This window comes from Bartonella sp. AP3QHHD (assembly GCF_042195765.1).
Classification (GTDB): domain Bacteria; phylum Pseudomonadota; class Alphaproteobacteria; order Rhizobiales; family Rhizobiaceae; genus Bartonella.
This window is the reverse complement of record NZ_JBHIPC010000087.1, coordinates 18,854-37,965: the sequence shown is the minus strand read 5'-3', so window position 1 is coordinate 37,965 and position 19,112 is coordinate 18,854. Positions and strand designations below refer to the sequence as shown.

Genomic DNA, 19,112 nt, shown 5'->3' with positions numbered 1-19,112 from the left:
TTTCTCACAAATTTAAAGAGGCTGTATCATTTTCTGCCTATAATCAGCAAATTGACGAATAGAATGAGCAATAGAGGCTGCCATTTGTTTTCTCCAATGAGGATCATTTAATAACTTTTCATCCTCTTTATTGGATAAATAACCTATCTCTATCAAGACTGAGGGTATATCTGAAGCTCTTAAAACTTGAAAATTAGCATAACGATGTGGGTTATTAATCAAGTTAATATGATTCTTTGATAAACTTGAAATAACACTATTTGCAAAATTAACCGAAAATGTATGTGTCTCACGTCGTGTAAGATCCATCAAAATATCTGTAACTTCGAGCGTTTCATCTGCAGGCAAACCATCAAGCAAATCAACTTTATTTTCATTTTCAGCTAAAGATTTTGCAATGGCATCAGAGGCTTTGTCTGATATGGTATACACTGTGGCACCGCGAAGAGAATGTAGATCAATCGTATCCGCGTGAATAGATATAAAAAGATCAGCATCAAACTCTTGCGCTTTTTTAACTCTTTCACTTAGTCTTAAAAAAATATTGGAATCTCGTGTTAAAGCAACGGTAATATGAGAATCCTTTTGTAATTCGTCTCGCAATGCACGCGCAAAGTCTAAAGTCACATCTTTTTCTAAAATTCCAGTACCCCCCCGCGCACCACCATCAATACCACCATGACCAGGATCAAGAACAACACGGAAATTATATGCTGGCATTAACTGTGTTTTTGTATCAAAATTGATCCTTTGCTGTTTTTTTAATATCTCATCAAATTTTTCTTGTGTACTTTTACGAATATCAATCAGCAACTGCCATAAACCATTATTTAAATTTTTTACGACATTTTTTTCAACTACAAAAGCCGTTTTACTTGTCAAAACAATGCGTGAAGTCTGTATGTCAGAGAAAGCATAACGCACATCTGAAAGCATAACGGATAATGTATTCCTTTTCTTTAAAGGCGTATTTTGCATCGAAAAGTCAATTGTAGGTAAATTGATAACCAAACGTGCTGGCCTGTCCAAAATCTGTAAACGAACATTTGGTTTTGAATTAAAAACCGCAATAATACGCGTATGAACACTATCACCAATGGTTCGAAAATTAATAAGTCTCAGAGGATCTGCGGCTTGAAGACTGGTTTGGAGTAGCAAAAAAGATAATAAAAAGTATGTGACGAACACAATAACATCCCCATAAGCTGTTTTCAGCTTTTTGGTAAAAAAAACTCTTATCATAAGCAAAATACTCTACATTACCTTTGTAATAATTTATCTTGGTTACATAAAACGATACACCAATTTATTATCTATTTTTCAATAAAAGCTAAATAAACACCTCAAAACGAAATTAAGGTCATAAAGATATTATAATTATACATGATTTACATTGTTACTTGCCAAACGCATGATATCAACATAAAAGAATATTTATGCTTCCTAGCTGATAATAGTCATCTAAATTATCTGTAACTCATATTAAGTTGTCTTTAGAAGTTTTTTGTCTATTATGCGTTGAGACTTTTTTATGGATGAAAAATTTCTATGTTGTAACATTAGGATTGCATTACTTAAGATTCGTTGGTTCGGATATCCGAACTGTTTTAAAGATTATTTTACCGGAGACTTTTAAGAAATATGAGTCATAAAAAACAGATGGAAATAATGATGAGAAATGGTGTAAATGCAGTCATGCCTTTGCACGTGGTGTTCCGTCCTGTTTTTCTGGTACCTCCCTTTTATGGCAGACAGCCTTTTATATTTACGAATAGTTATAGCATTCGTTTGAATAAAATTGTGCATGTCGCCTTCAGGATATTAACTTATGTCAAACAAAATGCTTATAGATGCCTCCCATCCGGAGGAAACACGTGTTGTTGTTGTTCACGGCAACAAAATTGAAGAACTTGATTTTGAATCAGAACATAGAAAACAGCTCAAGGGGAATATTTATCTCGCACGTATTACGCGTGTAGAACCGTCTCTCCAAGCGGCTTTTGTTGAATATGGTGGAAACCGGCATGGTTTTTTAACATTTTCTGAAATTCATCCTGATTATTATCAAATTCCTATTGCTGATCGCCTTGCTCTTCTTGAAGAAGAAGAAAAAGAAGCTGTAGGAGAAAATTCTGTAGATACCTTTACGGAAGAAGCAACTAAAAATAAAAAACGCTCCAGAAGAACAAAAAAAAGTGAAAAAAACAATGTTATAGCAGCCGATATTGAAAATGATATCACATCTGAAGCGATAATAATTGATAATACAGAAGAATCATTAAATGCCAATATCTCTTATGATGAGATTGAAATGGTCGGTGCTGAGGACATCCGTGAAGAGCTCCCGATTTATCAAAGAAAACAAGGGCGCCAGTATAAAATTCAAGAAGTCATTAAACGACGTCAAATTTTGTTGGTACAAGTTATCAAAGAAGAGCGTGGTAATAAAGGTGCTGCCCTTACAACATATCTATCTCTAGCTGGTCGTTACTCTGTTCTAATGCCCAACACAGCACGTGGTGGTGGTATTTCACGAAAAATTACGAACGTACAAGACCGTAAGCGTCTTAAAGAAATCGTAAAAGAATTAGCCGTTCCAAAAGGTATGGGCGTTATCTTACGAACCGCTGGTGCCAATAGAACAAAAGCTGAAATTAAACGTGATTATGAATATCTTATGCGGTTATGGGATACTATTCGCACTTTGACACTCGAGTCAACGGCGCCATGCCTTGTCCATGAAGAAAGCAATCTCATCAAGCGTTCTATACGAGATCTTTACAATAAGAACATTAGTGAAATTCTTGTCTCTGGAGACCAAGGATATCGTGAAGCGAAAGACTTTATGCGTATGCTCATGCCAAGTCATGCAAAAGTTGTGCAACCTTACCGTGATCCTACGCCCATTTTCGCAAGAAATAATATTGAAATTCAACTTGATAAAATGTTGCAACCACAGGTTTCTTTAAAATCTGGTGGTTATCTTGTTATTAATCAAACAGAAGCACTTGTTGCTATTGACGTAAATTCTGGCCGCTCTACGAAAGAATTCTCTGTCGAAAAGACAGCCTTACAAACTAACCTTGAAGCTGCTGAAGAAGTAGCGCGTCAATTACGCTTGCGTGACCTTGCTGGTTTAATTGTGATTGATTTTATTGATATGCTTGAAGAACGCAATGTGAAGCTGGTCGAAAAAAAATTAAAAGATTGTTTAAAAAATGATCGTGCTCGTATTCAAGTAGGTCATATTTCACACTTCGGCCTTTTAGAAATGAGTCGTCAACGTATTCGCATATCGGTTTTAGAAAGTACGACACAGCCCTGCCCACATTGCGCAGGAACAGGAAATATACGTTCTGAATCATCAATTGCGTTACATGTCATGCGCTCAATTGAAGAATATCTTCTTCATAATTCGCAACATAATATTATCGTGCGCACCCCCGTAGCAACAGCGCTTTATGTATTAAATCATAAACGCAATATTCTTGTTAATTTAGAAGCTCGCTTTAAACTTAATATTAGTATTGAAGCAGATGATAGTATTGGAACACAACATCTTGTTATTTCTAAAGGCTCAATAGCAGAGAGAATTTTTCAATCTTCATTGGAAGATGACAATAAGCAAGAAATTGAAGATTCTGTTTTCATAAAAAGTGAATCTATTGAAAATCCTTCTCCCATTGAAACAAACCAAAAGCGTCGGCGCAAAAATCGTCACGGTGAAATTACTGATCATTCTCTCTCCAACGTTCATAAAAAAGAAGATACCTTGAATGATGATTCTTATCGTCGAGGACGTCGTCGAGGACGTCGTGGTGGTCGACGCAATCAAGATAATAGTTTTCATCAGATTCGCGTTCCTTATGCAGAACCAGTGGGAGATTTTGCTAAGCAAGCTTTAGCAGAAATTAAAGCAGCGCATCGCAAACGTCGTGTTTCACCTGCTAAATCTTTTGAACTTGAAGAAACAAAGAATAATACACAAGCTCTAGATATACAACAACAGAGTGAATCTGAAAAAAATGATACAAGTATTAAACCTAAAAAACGTAAAACACGTTCTTCAAAAGTAGTAGAAAATCAACTTTTTTTAGAGAATGATCAAAATATTGCAGAACAAAAATCTCTTGAAGAAAAACCTACAACCAGTTCGGTGCATAAAACTAAAACAAAAAAAGCAGACAAAGCTGTTCATGAGGTAGAAGATAAAGCTCTTGAAAAGAGTAAAAAATCAACACGTGGAACACGTAAAAAATCATCTTCTAAAGAGACAACGCAAATACAAAAAATATTAGAGCAAGAAACTGTAATCGAGATGGAGAAAGTTATCGAAACCTCTCCTTCCCAAATTGAAGAAACAATTAATCAACCCGTTGTTATTTCATCAACGCCTAATGATTCTTCCAAAACTGAACGTATTGGTTGGTGGAAACGCAGAATTCTTTCGAAAAATTAAGGATTAAAAAAACCGCCACAGAAAATTGTGGCGGTTCAAATAAACAATTATAGAAGACGTTTTGACCAACTTCTATGGTGTGGGTTTATTACTTTTGTTTTGCTTTTTCTTGCTCATCCCGCATACGCTCTTCAATTTCTTTTTGCTTTGATTGAATGGCTTGCTGCAGCTTTATTTGTTCTTGTTGAAAATCTTTTTCCTCCATACCAGGACCGGTATAGGCTGCTGTAAACCCATTAAGAGAAAACTCAATAGGATTAGCTGAACCACGGAAATTAACTGTGGTTACAACCATTTTTGTACCACTTTTCATAGCTGCTATAAGCTTATCATCTAAGACATCATTAGCAATACAACTTGGTCCATTACAAATAATATAAGGAATTTTTTTAGAGAACTCGTCACCAATTTTAATGTGAACACCTTCTGGCAAAAAACGACCTGTAGGTACTTGAATACCTATACGTTTCTCATTTTGCTTCCCTTTTATTTCAACAAGATTAAAAGCCGTTAAAGGTTGTCCCGTATTCGATAATACAGTATTCATTGTATTACAAATATCAACATCATGCTGCTTACTGCAAACTTTGTACCAACCTTGTGATAAAGTTTGCGCATTTGCAGAAATACCAGCTATAAGAAAAAGGGCAGCAGCTCCAACTAATACTGAAACAGCAGAATAAACATTTTTATGCGACATGATTAAGTTAATCCTTTCAACGCGCTCTTAAGTAACTTCAAAAAAATATTAAATATAATTCCAACTTAATTTATTAAATTATAATGAAATAACAATTAATTTTACTATTTTTACTTCAATATAAAAAAAAAGTTAAATTTAGAGAAAAAATACGACGAGCCATTCTAATTTTTATACACTCATATCATTTCCCCTCTTCATCACATTGGTATTTGATGCAATCTATCCATAAAACACCTCTGTGCATTTAAACTAAGATTACACAAACGAATCAATATTGCAATGTTAATTAAAATAAACTCTGATACTACTCTAAAAAACTTACTAATTAAAATTTTTACATTTATTACTCTTCATGTTAAGCTTATAGAACATTAGCAACAGGTGTTGCAATGCATTAAGCTCCAAAATATCAGATAAGTTTTACAGTTTTCCTTATGTGCCTCGTGTGATACACAAAAACAAAATCATCTACGGTATTATTGAAACATTTGATGAATTAAAACCATTGATTGTCTAAAATTTCTGCCCTTGTTTACAAAACAATGGTGATACGCTTTTGTAATAAAAATTTTATATTCTATAGCGTTTAACTAAACAGTTTAGTTTAAAAATACGCTACTAAAGAAGTGCTTTTTTCTTAATTAAACAACACATTTTCTTAGAGAGAAAATCTATAACTGCTGAAAATATTTTATTTATAATAAACTTTCTTAAAATATAATAACATATTAATTTATAATAATAATTTATCTTTTTTCTATTTCTATATTGTATGAAAGATCCTAATAGCGCAAACCTCTCTTATATTGAATCAATAAAATTTATCCACTTGTACATCACAAGCAGAGTTAGTTTTATAGATAAAACTACTGAACAAAGGGATTCCCCTATGAATCATCTCACGTGCCTAAAGCCATAATAAATTTATGCTCATATATTATACATCTATTATTGCACTTCTGTACAAATATCATCTCTCAGCTTTATAACATGAATAAAAAATATAGCTTTTATCAATTTATTTTAAGTTATTTCTCAAATAAAATAATTTACTAAAATGATAAATTCTTTTCATCTTTTACAACATCAAAGATATAAATCGTTAATGATTTAAGTTTTAAGAAAAAATGAATTCAAAATATCATTTTGTTTTCCTATATAACACAACTTAGAGCTATAAAACATCTCTCTTATCGTATTAATAAAACAAGATTTAAGATATGAAATGTATCGTCATTAAAATAATTAAACAGATAAAAATAAAAAACTACAAGCACAAAAAATCATGCATAAAAAGAAAACATAAAAAAGATATATGAGTTTATTATTTAATATATATATTAAAGCTTATATGATAAGAATAATAGATAATATCTTATGTGTATAAATTACTTTATTATAAATAATGATAAAAACAAAAAATTAAAATATATTTTACTAACATATTTAAACTATTATTTAGTATATTATCTTAATTTCTCTGTATTTGTATAATTAATTTTTTAATTGAATAATTCTTCAACATGAGAACGCATACGATCTATAATATTCTTTTTCTTGTTTGGAAGCATTATATTATGTACTTCTTTAATGGTATTACAAAGCTTAGGTGCACTTTTTACAAACCAATTATCTTCTGTAAGACTATTTTTTATATCGTCAAATATTTGTTTTTCATAACTATAAGAGCCATCTGTTAGTAATTCTTTAATATCCCTGACTAAACTAGGACTTATTGAATTATTTGCGCCTTTAGCCCAACTAAAATCTTTATCTTTCCAATCAAAATCTTTGCGCAAAATAGCACCTATATCACTTTGCAATATATCCGCTAACGTATTGCAAGCAATAATAAATATGAGATAATTTTTCATTATCTCATCATCACCTCCACTTTTCTCATTCATTCCCCATTCATTAAACGTTTGAGTTTTTTTTAAATAATCTTTTGCTTTAATCAACTTTTCTTCATACTCCCCTACTTCATACTCTCTCGCTATATGTATTCTAGAGATAATTTTTTGTTTTTTTTCAGCTAGATCCTGTAATTTCGAACCAAGATTATAATATTCATCCTTCAGAGTTTTCAGTTTTTTATATAACTTATTCCGTTCCTGTAAACGCTCATAGTATTCTGCTTTAGAAATATTTTTTTCCCAAATATCCAAATGAGATATACTTTCTTCAATAAATTGTATGCTCTCTTTAATATTCTTTCTTTTGTTTTTTAAATGTTGGTATTGTTCATCAGAAGATAACTCAGCATAAGCGTTTTTTACGCCATATATTAAAGTGAGTAACAAAAAAACGATAGTTAGACACTTTTGTAATGAAGAAAGCATGCTATCTTTACCTAAATTCTTTCTAAAAAATTTACAGGAGCTTATTAGCTTATTATATTGAAAGTGCTATTTAATGCGGTTAAACCGTCTAATCTATTTCCTTCATTATATCAATACGTATATAATAAAAACCAAATAAATATATAATGGCTCTTTATTATAAACTTAAATTTTATTCTTATACAAAATCAATAACTTTTTGTTTTTATAGAATAATTTTATAAAAATAAGTAATATTTCTGAAATAATAAAGATATTTTTTAAACAGAATGTTGTTCTGCCATTTCGACAAGCTGTGTCATAATATTCGCTGCTCCAACAAGCCTTTCATCCGCTGTGGACCAATTACGAATAAGAGCGATACTTTGATCTGGACGAATTTTTGCCATCGAACCTTGTTTTCCAACCCACTGAACAAGAGCAACACTATTTGCGAAATAGTTATTACGAAACTGTATAACAATCCCCTTTGGTCCTGTATCTAATTTCTCTACATGCGCTTTTCGACATAATGTTTTGATATAAAAGACTTTAAGAAGGTGTTGAACCTCAAGGGGTAAAGGACCAAAGCGATCAATTAACTCCGCTGCAAATTCATCAATTTGTTCTAAATCATCAAGTTCTGTTAAACGACGATAAAGTCCCATACGTAATGATAAGTCAGGCACGAAACTTTCTGGTATCATCACTGTTGTACCAAGTGAAATTTGAGGAGACCATTGATTATCTTCATTTAGCTCTCCATCTTTTAATTCAGCAACAGCTTCTTCAAGCATTTTTTGATAGAGTTCAAATCCAACTTCTTTGATATGCCCCGATTGCTGTTCACCTAAAAAATTGCCTGAACCGCGGATATCCATGTCATGGCTTGCCAATTGAAACCCGGCCCCTAAGGTATCAAGAGATTGTAAAACTTTAAGACGGCGATCGGCAGCAGCTGTTAAGACTTTACCAGCAGGAAATGTAAAGAGAGCATAAGCACGTTGTTTTGAACGCCCTACCCTACCACGTAACTGATAAAGGGCAGAAAGGCCAAACATCTCAGCACGATGCACAATTAGGGTATTGGCTGTTGGAATATCAAGCCCCGATTCAATAATGGTTGTTGAGAGCAGCACATCATATTGTCCATCATAAAATGCATTCATGATATCATCAAGTTGTCCAGCCGGCATTTGTCCATGAGCCACAACGAATTTCAGTTCTGGCACATGTGTTTTGAGATATTCTTCTACAAAAGCCAGATCAGAAATACGAGGACAAACATAGAAACTTTGTCCACCACGATAATATTCTCGAAGCAGGGTCTCTCGTATAACAAGTGCATCAAAGGGTGAAATAAAAGTACGAACCGCCATTCTATCAATGGGGGGTGTTGTTATCAATGAAAGTTCACGTACACCCGATAAAGCTAACCCTAAAGTGCGTGGTATGGGAGTTGCTGAAAGTGTGAGAACATGAATATCACTTTTAAGCTCTTTTAAACGCTCTTTATGTTTAACACCAAAATGTTGTTCCTCATCAATGATAAGAAGGCCTAATCGTAAAAAATTAACTGCACCACTTAATAATGCATGGGTTCCAATGACAATATCGATTGTACCATCTGAAACACCTTTTTTTACTCGTGCAAGTTCTTTCGCTTTTACAAGCCTTGAAGCATGTCCAATTTTAACCGGTAATCCTTGAAAACGCGAAATAAATGTTTTGTAATGTTGACGTGAAAGCAAAGTTGTTGGTACAACAACCGCAACCTGATATCCATTTAATGCTGCAACAAAAGCACTTCGAATGGCTACTTCAGTTTTTCCAAAACCAACATCACCGCATATCAAGCGATCCATCGGCTTGCCTGAGGCTAGATCATCCAAAACAGCATCAATTGCATTCATTTGATCTTCCGTTTCTTCATAGGGAAAGCAAGCAACGAACTCATCAAAAGATCCAATTGGTGGAAGTAAAGCAGGCGCAGCACGAGTCATACGCTCTGCAGCTATACGGATTAATTGCCCTGCCATTTCCAATAAATGTTTTTTAAGCCGAGCTTTACGTGCTTGCCAAGCAACACCTCCTAATTTATCTAACGTTACCTCTGTTCCTTCTGAGCCATAACGTGAGAGAAGCTCAATATTTTCAACAGGTAAAAAGAGGAGATCACCTCCAGCATATTTAATTTCAAGGCAATCTCGTAAAATTCCAGTGGTTGTGATGGTTTTAAGACCAACAAATTGGCCAATACCGTGGTCGATATGCACAACAATATCACCAGAATTTAAAGCAGAAACTTCAGAAATAAAATTTGTATTATTCTTACGCCGCTTTGGCGATCTTATAAAACGATCGCCAAGGATATCTTGCTCTGCTATAATAGCCAAATCTTCAGCCACAAAACCATGTTCTATCATGATAACAGCTGCTAATATGCGATCTCGAGGTGTTGCTTTGACAGTTTGCAAAGATTTTGCAACATCTATTTTTTTCAATCCATGCTCGTCGAGAACTTGTACTAAACGATTCAGAGATCCTTCACTCCAACACGCTAAAAGTACTTTTTTGCCCGCAGCGCGTAAAGATGCGATGTGATCAATAACACTTGAAAAAACGTTTTTTTCCTGCGCATTACGCTCTTTTACAAAATCATATCCCTGTTTAACATGTGCGTGAATAACAGTTTGTTCCAAACTTTGTGGAATATTAAAAGGCGAAAAATCAATACGCTGTGAAGATTGTTGCACACATTCTAAAACACGCTCTGGCGTTAAATAGAGAAGACTAGGGTCTATTGGATGATAAGAAGTAGAATTTTCTTTATCATTTTCGCGCTCTTTGCGCGCATTATAATAGTCTTCAATAAGATGATAGCGCTCAATGAAGACTTCTTCTATGAGATGTTCAAAAACTATCGCTAAGTTGCCACAATGGTCAAACAAGCTATCAAGGTTTTCATAAAAAAATGGAAGCCAATGTTCCATACCAACAAAACGCCGACCTTGAGAAATTGCTTCATAAAGCATGTTATTTTTTTGTGATACACCAAATGTACGGGTATAATTGCTTTTAAAACGGCTGATGCGTTCTGGTGTAAGAACAACCTCACTCATTGCCTGTAATAAAAGTTCAGTTTTTTGGCCTGTTGTCCTTTGACTTTCTGGATCAAATACGCGGATACTTTCTAGGGTATCTCCAAAAAAATCAAGACGTAAAGGTTCAACATCCATCGGAGAAAAGATATCAAGTATTCCTCCTCTTACAGCAAACTCACCAACATCACGGACAACCGTAACACGTTCAAAACCATTGGTTTCTAGAAATTGAATAAGATTTCCCATGTTATTACGCTGGCCAACACGTGCGTGAATAAGCTGAGCTTCTATCATTTCACGAGGAGGCAACTTTTGCATAATTGCATTTGCTGTAGTTAATATAATTGCAGGATGTGGATCTTTCCGTAAATTTGCTATGTGTGCCAATGTTGATAGTCGACGTGCCATAACAGCAATTCCTGGTGATACGCGATCATAAGGCAAACAATCCCATGCAGGAAATTGAAGTACGGGTAAATTGGGTTCAATAAAATTTAAAACTTGTTGTAAATACGCAATTTTTGTTCCGTCACGGACAACATAGATGAGCGGTTTACCTTGTGCAATTTCTGAACTTAATTTAGCAAGCGCAAAGGCTTCAAATCCATCAGTAACGCCATCTAAAATCATACGAACAGAATTATTTTTGGGAATAACAATTTTTTTAAATATAGGCATCGGGATTAATAACTTAAGCAAGTACGATAATTGGCAATATCACGGAAAAGTGGACTATCAACTTCAGAGGGGGGCAAAATTTCTCCAGTAATCCATGTGAGTAAATCACGATCATCAAAAGACATAATATACTCAAGCTCAGAGAGCGTTCTATCATTCATCTCAGTGATATGAGCATCGACATAATGTCCAAAAATGAGATCCATTTCACGAATACCGCGATGCCATGCACGAAAAATCAATCGACGACGACGAGCATCTAATTGATTTTTGTCAACGACAAAAACTGTCATAAAAAATCTCCTTGAATAAAGTAATATAAACTATTCAATTAGTCGTAAAAATTTGTACCTTGCTTTAAGGAAGTTCTATAATCTTTTGTTCTTTAAGTGTAATTCGACGATGCATTTGCTTAGCCAAAGCGTAATTATGTGTTGCAATAAGAGCAGAAAGACCAGACTGACGAACAAGGATAGATAAAGCTTGAAAGACATAAGCTGAAGTTACTGGATCAAGATTTCCTGTAGGTTCATCAGCCAAAAGAACCGAAGGGCCATTTGCTACTGCACGTGCAATAGCAACACGTTGTTGTTCTCCTCCCGATAACTCTGAGGGACGATGGTTCGCACGATGAGAAATACGCAGATACGTTAATAATTTGCGCGCACGATCTTCTGCTATGGATTTTTTTAATCCTGCTATCATTTGCGGTATCATGACATTTTCTAACGCCGTAAACTCTGGAAGTAAATGATGAAATTGATAAACAAAACCAATATCATTTCGTCTTATAGCTGTTCGCTCACTATCAGAGCGCTTTGCACAAGAAACACCCCGTAACATCACATCACCAGCTGTTGGTTTTTCTAATAATCCAGCAATATGAAGAAGTGTTGATTTTCCAGCACCAGATGGTGCAACAAGTGCGACAAGCTCTCCACGATTAAGAATAAAATTGGCTTTATCTAAAACAATGAGAGGCTTATGACTCTCGAAAAAGTGTCTTTCAATCTCTACAAGCTCTAAAATAGCTGTCATTATTCATACCTCAAAGCTTGTACGGGATCTAGCTTAGCAGCACGCCATGCCGGAATGAGAGCAGCAAGAAACGACAAGAATAAAGCCATCATAGCAACCAAGACGGTCTGTTTCCACTCAATTTGTGCAGGCAATTTTGTTAAAAAATAAAGTTGAGGATTAAAAACGTCGACATTAAATAACCAAGATATAAAATCTTGGATATGATTAATATTCGCAGTCGCGATAACACCTAAAACTAAACCCAATATAGTTCCAATAAAACCAATCATCATTCCTGTAATGATAAATATACGCAAAATCGCACTCTGTTGAGCCCCCATCGTGCGTAAAATTGCAATATCATGACTTTTATCTTTTACAAGCATAATCAGCCCTGAAATAATATTTAAAGCAGCAACAAGAACGATCAGAGAAAGAATGAAAAACATAACATTTCGTTCAATCTGTAAGGCTGAAAAAAAAGCCTGATTGCGTGTACGCCAATCAATTAAATAGACCTGTTGATCAACTGCTTTTTCTACAACAGGTTTTATTTGATCAACAGCATCAGGATCATTTAGAAATAATTCTAAAGACTGAACCTTATCTCCCAAATTAAAAAACATTTGTGCTTCATGGAGAGGCATAAAGATAAATATTGAATCATATTCAGACATACCAACTTCAAAAATAGCAACGACTTTATAAGCTTTCACACGTGGGGTAACGCCAAAAGGAGTCTCATCACCATCTGGAGTAATAATACGAATATCTCTTCCAACTGTCAGTCCTAATTTTTCTGCTAAGCCACTTCCAATTGCAACACCTTCTTCTTGATCAAACCGAGAAATCGATCCTAATTTAATGTTTTGAGAGACTGTTTTAAGCTTTTCTAGATCTTGTTTGCGCATACCACGAACTAACGCGCCAGAGCCACCTTGAACTTCACCTTGAACAAGCGCTTGACCTTCAATAACAGGTAAAGCAAAGTTCACACCATTTGTAGTTTCTAAAGAAGAAATAAGAGTCTTATAATCAGAAAAACCAGAATCAACTGTTTGAATAATAAGATGCCCATTCATACCAAGAATACGATTGAGAAGTTCTGTACGAAAGCCATTCATCACCGCCATAACAACAACCAGAGCAAATACGCCCAACATAATCCCAATAAGAGAAATAATTGAAATAACAGATGCAACGACATGTTTTTTATTGGGAATCATATAACGAAAAGCGATCATCCACTCATAAGATGAAAAGCATTTGTTTTTCAGCCTCTTCATAATATTTCCTATTAAATTATAGAAAGTTGGCTGAGCACATCTTCAACCTTTAGAGATTTTTTTATTCCTGTTTTTCGATCTTTAATTTCAACTTCATTTTGTGCAATGCTGTTAGGACCAACAATGATTTGCGTTGGCAAACCAATCAAATCCATTGTTGCAAATTTTGATCCAGGACGTTCATTTCTATCATCTAATAACGGATCAAAACCAACCTTCTTTAATCCCTGATAGAGAAACTCACATGCCTGTGTGCATTTTTCATCATCGGGCTTCATATTGATAATCCCAAAATCAAACGGTGCCATCGACTTTGGCCAAATAATACCATTTTCATCATGAGAAGCCTCAATAGCGGCCGCAACAAAACGCGAAGGACCAATACCATAAGATCCCATAGAGACCACATGCTCTTTTCCATCTTTTCCCATAACTTTTGCTCCCATTGGAGCGGAATATTTAGTACCAAAGTGGAAAATATGCCCTACTTCAATACCACGCGCTGAAAGACGATTATGATCAGAAACTTTAGCCCACTCCTCTTCATTATGCATTTCTTCCGTTGCTGCATAAAAAGATGTCCATTGCTTAACAATATCATCTAAAACAGCTTTATCACTAAAATCGATTGAACTATCAGGAACGGTAAGTTCAAGAAATTGTTTATCACAAAAGATAGCACTCTCTCCTGTTTCAGCCAAAATGATAAATTCATGACTGAGTTCCCCCCCTATTGGACCTGTATCTGCACGCATAGGAATTGCTTTTAAGCCAAGGCGAGAAAAAGTGCGTAAATAAGCAACAAACATACGATTATAAGATGTTTCAGAGCCTTCATAATCAAGATCAAAAGAATAAGCATCTTTCATTAAAAATTCTCGTGCTCGCATCACACCAAAACGTGGACGAATTTCATCACGAAATTTCCATTGAATATGATATAAATTAAGCGGAAGATCTTTATAAGAACGAACATAAGAGCGAAAAATATCTGTTACCATCTCTTCATTGGTTGGACCATAAAGTAAATCACGCTTTTGACGATCTTTAATGCGGAGCATTTCCAAACCATAATCATCATAACGACCGCTTTCACGCCAAAGATCAGCAGACTGAATTGTAGGCATCAATATTTCTATTGCACCCGCACGTTCTTGCTCTTCACGAATAATTTTACAAACTTTATCAAGCACTTTTTTTCCCAAAGGAAGCCAAGAATAAATCCCTGATGTTTGTTGTCGAATCATTCCAGCGCGCAACATGAAGCGATGAGAAACAATTTCTGCTTCTTTAGGATTCTCTTTTAAAAGTGGAAGGAAATATTGAGAAAGACGCATTGAAATAATTAACTCCTAATCAGACCTATCATATCGGAACAATTTATCACACCCTCTATTCATCTATAGCCGCATTCTGAATACTTGCAAATATAACGATCTTATCATTTAAAAATTTATTGTGCTTTATTCTCTATTTTTCTTATTTAGCAATAAAATAAAAATGCTCTTCTCTTTTTAAATAACGTAATAGGAAAGTTTTTTTATTTTGACCGATGTAAAAAAACTGTACAGATAGGTTTTTTTTGCCAAATTTCATGAACAGCCGCTCTTACTGCACGTCGTGTTGCCTCTCGAATAAGTTCATTATTTTTCTGTTTCATGCGTGGGATATTATAAACTGTATTTTCTACGATATCTAAAAGAATATCTTTTAAACTTTCCCCCTTTCCATTACTTTCAGGTAACCCGAATGTTGTTAGACCTATATCCCCTAATAATTCATGCTTACTATTTATATGGAGAGAAATAGTAACATGACCAGCATAACTTAGTTTGCGGCGTTCACGAATCCCTAATTCATCTTCATCTCCAATTAGGCAACCATCCTTATAGATGCGGCCAACAGGAACTTGATCAACAACCTTCACAGACTCTGGTGCAAGACGTAACATATGGCCATTTCTGATATCCATAACAGTTTTAATACCCGCTTGACGTGCTAAAGTTGCCTGAGCCTTAAGATGCATTGCTTCCCCATGTACAGGGACAAGTATTTGTGGCTTTATCCAATCATACATCTGTAAAAGTTCTGAACGACGGGGATGACCTGAAACATGAACAAGTGCATCTTCATTCGTAATAATTTTAATACCCAAATCAATGAAACAATTTTGTACCTCAATAATCGCTTTTTCGTTTCCTGGAATACTTCGTGATGAATAAATAACGGTATCACCAGCGGAAAGTGCAATACTTTTCATTCCATCACGTGACAGTTTAGCTAAAGCAGCACATGGCTCACCTTGGCTCCCTGTGACAATTAAAACAAGATCTTTTCGCGAGATGTAGCCATAATCATCTTCCGTTACAAATGGTGCTAAACCATTCATATAACCAAGCTCTTGTGCAACCATAATACTTCGCTTAAGGGAACGCCCAATGACAAGCACCTTACGTCCAGCAGCTTCAGCTGCAAGAGCAATAGAACGTATCCGACCAATATTAGAAGAAAAAGTCGCTATCGCAACACGCCCTTCAGCTTTAGAAATAATCTCTGAAAGACTGGCTTGAACTTGCTGTTCTGAAGGAGAAATACCATCCCGACATGCATTTGTGGAATCACAAAGTAATGCTAAAACACCTTTTTTGCCTAAAGCACGAAATCTTTTTTCATCGGTTACAGCCCCGAGTGAAGGGGTATGATCAATTTTCCAATCACCAGTATGAATCACAGTCCCCAAAGAGGTTGTAATTGCTAAAGATACAGATTCTGGTATTGAATGGTTAACGGCTATAGCCTCTATAGCAAAGGAACCTACCTGAAAACAATCACCAGCTTGAAAAATATTGAGTAAAATTTTTTGAGATTCAAAATCTAATTGTTTTTTAGTTTCCAATAATCCTGCCGTAAAAGGCGTACAGTAAATCGGCACTTGTAACTTTGGACATAAATCAAGAACGGCCCCATAATGATCTTCATGTGCATGTGTTAAAACAAGACCCCGTATATTATGTTTTTCACTTTCTAGAAAACGAATATCAGGCAAAACAAGATCGACACCTGGTAATTCAGAACCAGCAAAACTAATCCCCATATCAACCAGCAGCCATTCACGAAGATTTTGGGGACCAAATCCGTAAGCAGCTAAATTCATCCCTATTTCACCTACACCTCCCAGAGGTAAAAAAACAAATTCACATCTATTGGCTGCAACCATAAACATCTCCCAAATCATTAAGGTATCTGATGATAAAATAATTTTTTAATAACGACCTGCATTAATAGAAGCAGCCGAACCAAAATGAACATCTCCAGCTGTTATAATGGCTGTCTGACCATTTTTTTGCTTTATGATGCAGTTAAAATCACTATCAAGACCATCAAAAACACCCTCAATGACTTTTTCATCATTCACCACTTTGACATGTTTCCCAAGATGAGCGGAATATAAAAGCCATTTTTTTCGGATTATTTCACATCCTTTTGGTTGTTTCCAAAGAAGGTAATTTTTAGAAAAACACTCCGTCAAAACCGTAAATAATTGTTCTACATCAATACGCAAACCGATATTCTTTAAGCTTGAAGTGGAATAGGGTGCATCTTCATAATTATATTTCACATTTATTCCAATACCAATAACCAAGGCATATTGTTGTGATGACAATTTTAAAATCTCAAGCAAAACTCCAGAGCTTTTTTCTCCTCTGAGCAAAATATCGTTTGGCCATTTTAAGCTCACAATATTGTTTGTCTGTTTTTCCTCTTTTATTAATTGTTTTATTGCCTCTGCCACACTTACTCCAGCAACAAAACCAAGTTGAGCCGCAGTTTGATGAACAATATCATCAATTAATAAAAGACTAGAATAAAGGTTCCCTTTTGGACTAGACCAAGTCCTCCCTCTTCTTGCTCTTCCCTGTGTTTGTTCTTGTGCAACAATCCAAAGATTACCTTGATGACCAGTTTGCGCTTTTCGTTGCGCAATGAGATTTGTTGAATCAACACTATCGTACGCTTCAATAGTGTATCCCTGTTTTTGTGCAAAATCTGATAAAGTATAAACCATATTCATTAAAACAATACTGTTGCTGCTTTTTCTGCTAGTTCAGCGAACCAAACTCCAAAAAGCGCGTAAAATAAAATAAAGAATACAGAAAGACCAAGACAAAATTGAAGCTCTTTCGATAAAGCAACAAAATGCGCTTTTGCATCATCAAACCACATAATTTTAATGACTCTCAAATAGTAAAAAGCCCCAACGACAGACGCTATCATCCCAACGACAGCAAGTGGCGTAAGTCCAGCGTGGACAGCAGCAGAAAATGTATACCACTTTCCAAAAAAACCAGCCATAGGAGGTATGCTTGCTAAAGAAAAAAGCTGTATTGTCATCACAACAGCCATAAACGGATTCGTCTTTGCTAACCCTGAAAGATCATAAATATTTTCAACATTTCCATTCTGAGAGCGCATTCCAAGAATAAAGGCAAATGAACCAATCGTCATTCCAAGATAAATAGTCATATAAAGGATAACGCTTTTTATCCCAAGCATATCTCCAGCAGATAAACCAACAAGTGCATAACCCATATGACTGATCGACGAATAAGCCATTAAGCGCTTAATATTATTCTGACCGATTGCAGCAAAAGCACCCAGTATCATTGATGCAATCGCCATGAACACCAAAATTTGTTGCCATGCAGGCATCACGTTATCAACACGCCCTAGGGGAATAAAGGTCACCACAATAATACGGATGATTAAAGCCATTGCAGCAACTTTAGGGGCACCAGCAAAAAATGCTGTAATCGGTGTGGGCGCTCCTTCATAAACATCAGGTGTCCACATATGAAACGGAACAGCAGAAATTTTGAAAGCCAAACCAGCTAAAATAAAGACAATTCCAAAAATAACCCCCAATTGTACATTTTTATCTTTTAAAGCAAGAGCAATTTCGTGAAAACCAATTTGACCGGTAAAACCATAAAGCAAAGAAATACCATAAAGAAGCAACCCTGAAGATAATGCTCCTAAAACAAAGTATTTTATACCGGCTTCAGAAGATTTTACATTATTACGATTAATCGCTGCTAAAACATATAAAGCTAAAGATTGCAGCTCTAACCCCATATAAAGCGACAGCATATTACCCGCTGAAATCATAAACATCATTCCAAGGGTTGCTAAAAGAACAAGTACTGGAAACTCAAATATATTAAACTTTTGTGCATTGGCAAAACCAACAGACATGATAAGAGAAAAGAGTGCACCAATAAGCATTAAAATTTTCATATAACGACTAAAGGAATCGATAACGAGCGCATTGGTTTGAAATGAACCATTTTTAGGAAAAATTATAAGAATAATAATGGTTGCCACAAGAAGTGCTATGGCTAAACCTGTCACTGTTAAAGAAGCACGTGTATTGGAATAAACACCAATCATAAGCAGCACGACAGCTCCTAATGCAATTAAAAGCTCTGGAAGAATTAAGACTAATTGCGCTATTATTTCAGTTTGCATGTGCATTCTTCCCTT

At 35.1% G+C, this 19,112-nt stretch carries 12 protein-coding genes; 1 reads left to right on the top strand and 11 read right to left on the bottom strand.

The window, feature by feature from the left end; genetic code table 11:
- Positions 1–12 precede the first annotated feature (12 nt).
- Positions 13–1,242: an N-acetylmuramoyl-L-alanine amidase gene (locus ACFIL7_RS06850; protein WP_375677224.1), complete on the bottom strand. Its 1,230-nt coding sequence runs from the start codon at positions 1,240–1,242 to the stop codon at positions 13–15.
- A gap of 586 nt (positions 1,243–1,828) precedes the next feature.
- On the opposite strand from ACFIL7_RS06850, the gene ACFIL7_RS06845 reads away from it, so the two are divergent.
- Positions 1,829–4,459, top strand: a complete 2,631-nt coding sequence (locus ACFIL7_RS06845; protein WP_375636720.1) for a ribonuclease E/G — start codon at positions 1,829–1,831, stop codon at positions 4,457–4,459.
- Positions 4,460–4,547: 88 nt separating this feature from the next.
- Here the strand turns inward: ACFIL7_RS06845 and ACFIL7_RS06840 are convergent, their stop codons facing one another.
- The 10 genes from ACFIL7_RS06840 to nuoN all read right to left on the bottom strand — a co-directional run bounded on the left by ACFIL7_RS06840 (position 4,548) and on the right by nuoN (position 19,097).
- A complete protein-coding gene (locus ACFIL7_RS06840; protein WP_375634064.1) occupies positions 4,548–5,159 on the bottom strand; it encodes an invasion associated locus B family protein in 612 nt (203 codons plus the stop codon).
- 1,505 nt (positions 5,160–6,664) lie between these two features.
- Positions 6,665–7,504, bottom strand: coding sequence for a hypothetical protein (locus ACFIL7_RS06835; protein WP_375634063.1), 840 nt, complete (start codon positions 7,502–7,504; stop codon positions 6,665–6,667).
- 260 nt (positions 7,505–7,764) lie between these two features.
- Positions 7,765–11,265, bottom strand: coding sequence for a transcription-repair coupling factor (mfd, locus tag ACFIL7_RS06830; protein ID WP_375634062.1), 3,501 nt, complete (start codon positions 11,263–11,265; stop codon positions 7,765–7,767).
- Between the two features lie 5 nt (positions 11,266–11,270).
- Entirely contained in the window at positions 11,271–11,558 is a 288-nt protein-coding gene (locus ACFIL7_RS06825; protein WP_375634061.1) for a succinate dehydrogenase assembly factor 2, read from the bottom strand.
- Between the two features lie 64 nt (positions 11,559–11,622).
- Positions 11,623–12,303, bottom strand: coding sequence for an ABC transporter ATP-binding protein (locus ACFIL7_RS06820; RefSeq protein ID WP_375621231.1), 681 nt, complete (start codon positions 12,301–12,303; stop codon positions 11,623–11,625).
- The gene (locus tag ACFIL7_RS06815) at positions 12,303–13,571 is read right to left on the bottom strand and encodes a lipoprotein-releasing ABC transporter permease subunit (protein WP_375683467.1); all 1,269 of its coding nucleotides are present in this window, start codon (positions 13,569–13,571) and stop codon (positions 12,303–12,305) included. The genes ACFIL7_RS06820 and ACFIL7_RS06815 overlap by 1 nt, the downstream gene beginning before the upstream one ends.
- Positions 13,572–13,582: 11 nt before the next feature.
- Positions 13,583–14,908, bottom strand: coding sequence for a proline--tRNA ligase (gene proS / locus ACFIL7_RS06810; protein WP_375643131.1), 1,326 nt, complete (start codon positions 14,906–14,908; stop codon positions 13,583–13,585).
- A 203-nt stretch (positions 14,909–15,111) separates the two neighbouring features.
- Entirely contained in the window at positions 15,112–16,788 is a 1,677-nt protein-coding gene (locus tag ACFIL7_RS06805; protein ID WP_375634675.1) for a ribonuclease J, read from the bottom strand.
- Between the two features lie 45 nt (positions 16,789–16,833).
- Positions 16,834–17,643: a biotin--[acetyl-CoA-carboxylase] ligase gene (locus ACFIL7_RS06800; RefSeq protein ID WP_375683466.1), complete on the bottom strand. Its 810-nt coding sequence runs from the start codon at positions 17,641–17,643 to the stop codon at positions 16,834–16,836.
- Positions 17,643–19,097: an NADH-quinone oxidoreductase subunit NuoN gene (gene nuoN / locus ACFIL7_RS06795; protein WP_375643139.1), complete on the bottom strand. Its 1,455-nt coding sequence runs from the start codon at positions 19,095–19,097 to the stop codon at positions 17,643–17,645. Before nuoN ends, ACFIL7_RS06800 begins: the two co-directional genes overlap by 1 nt.
- Between the last annotated feature and the right edge of the window lie 15 nt (positions 19,098–19,112).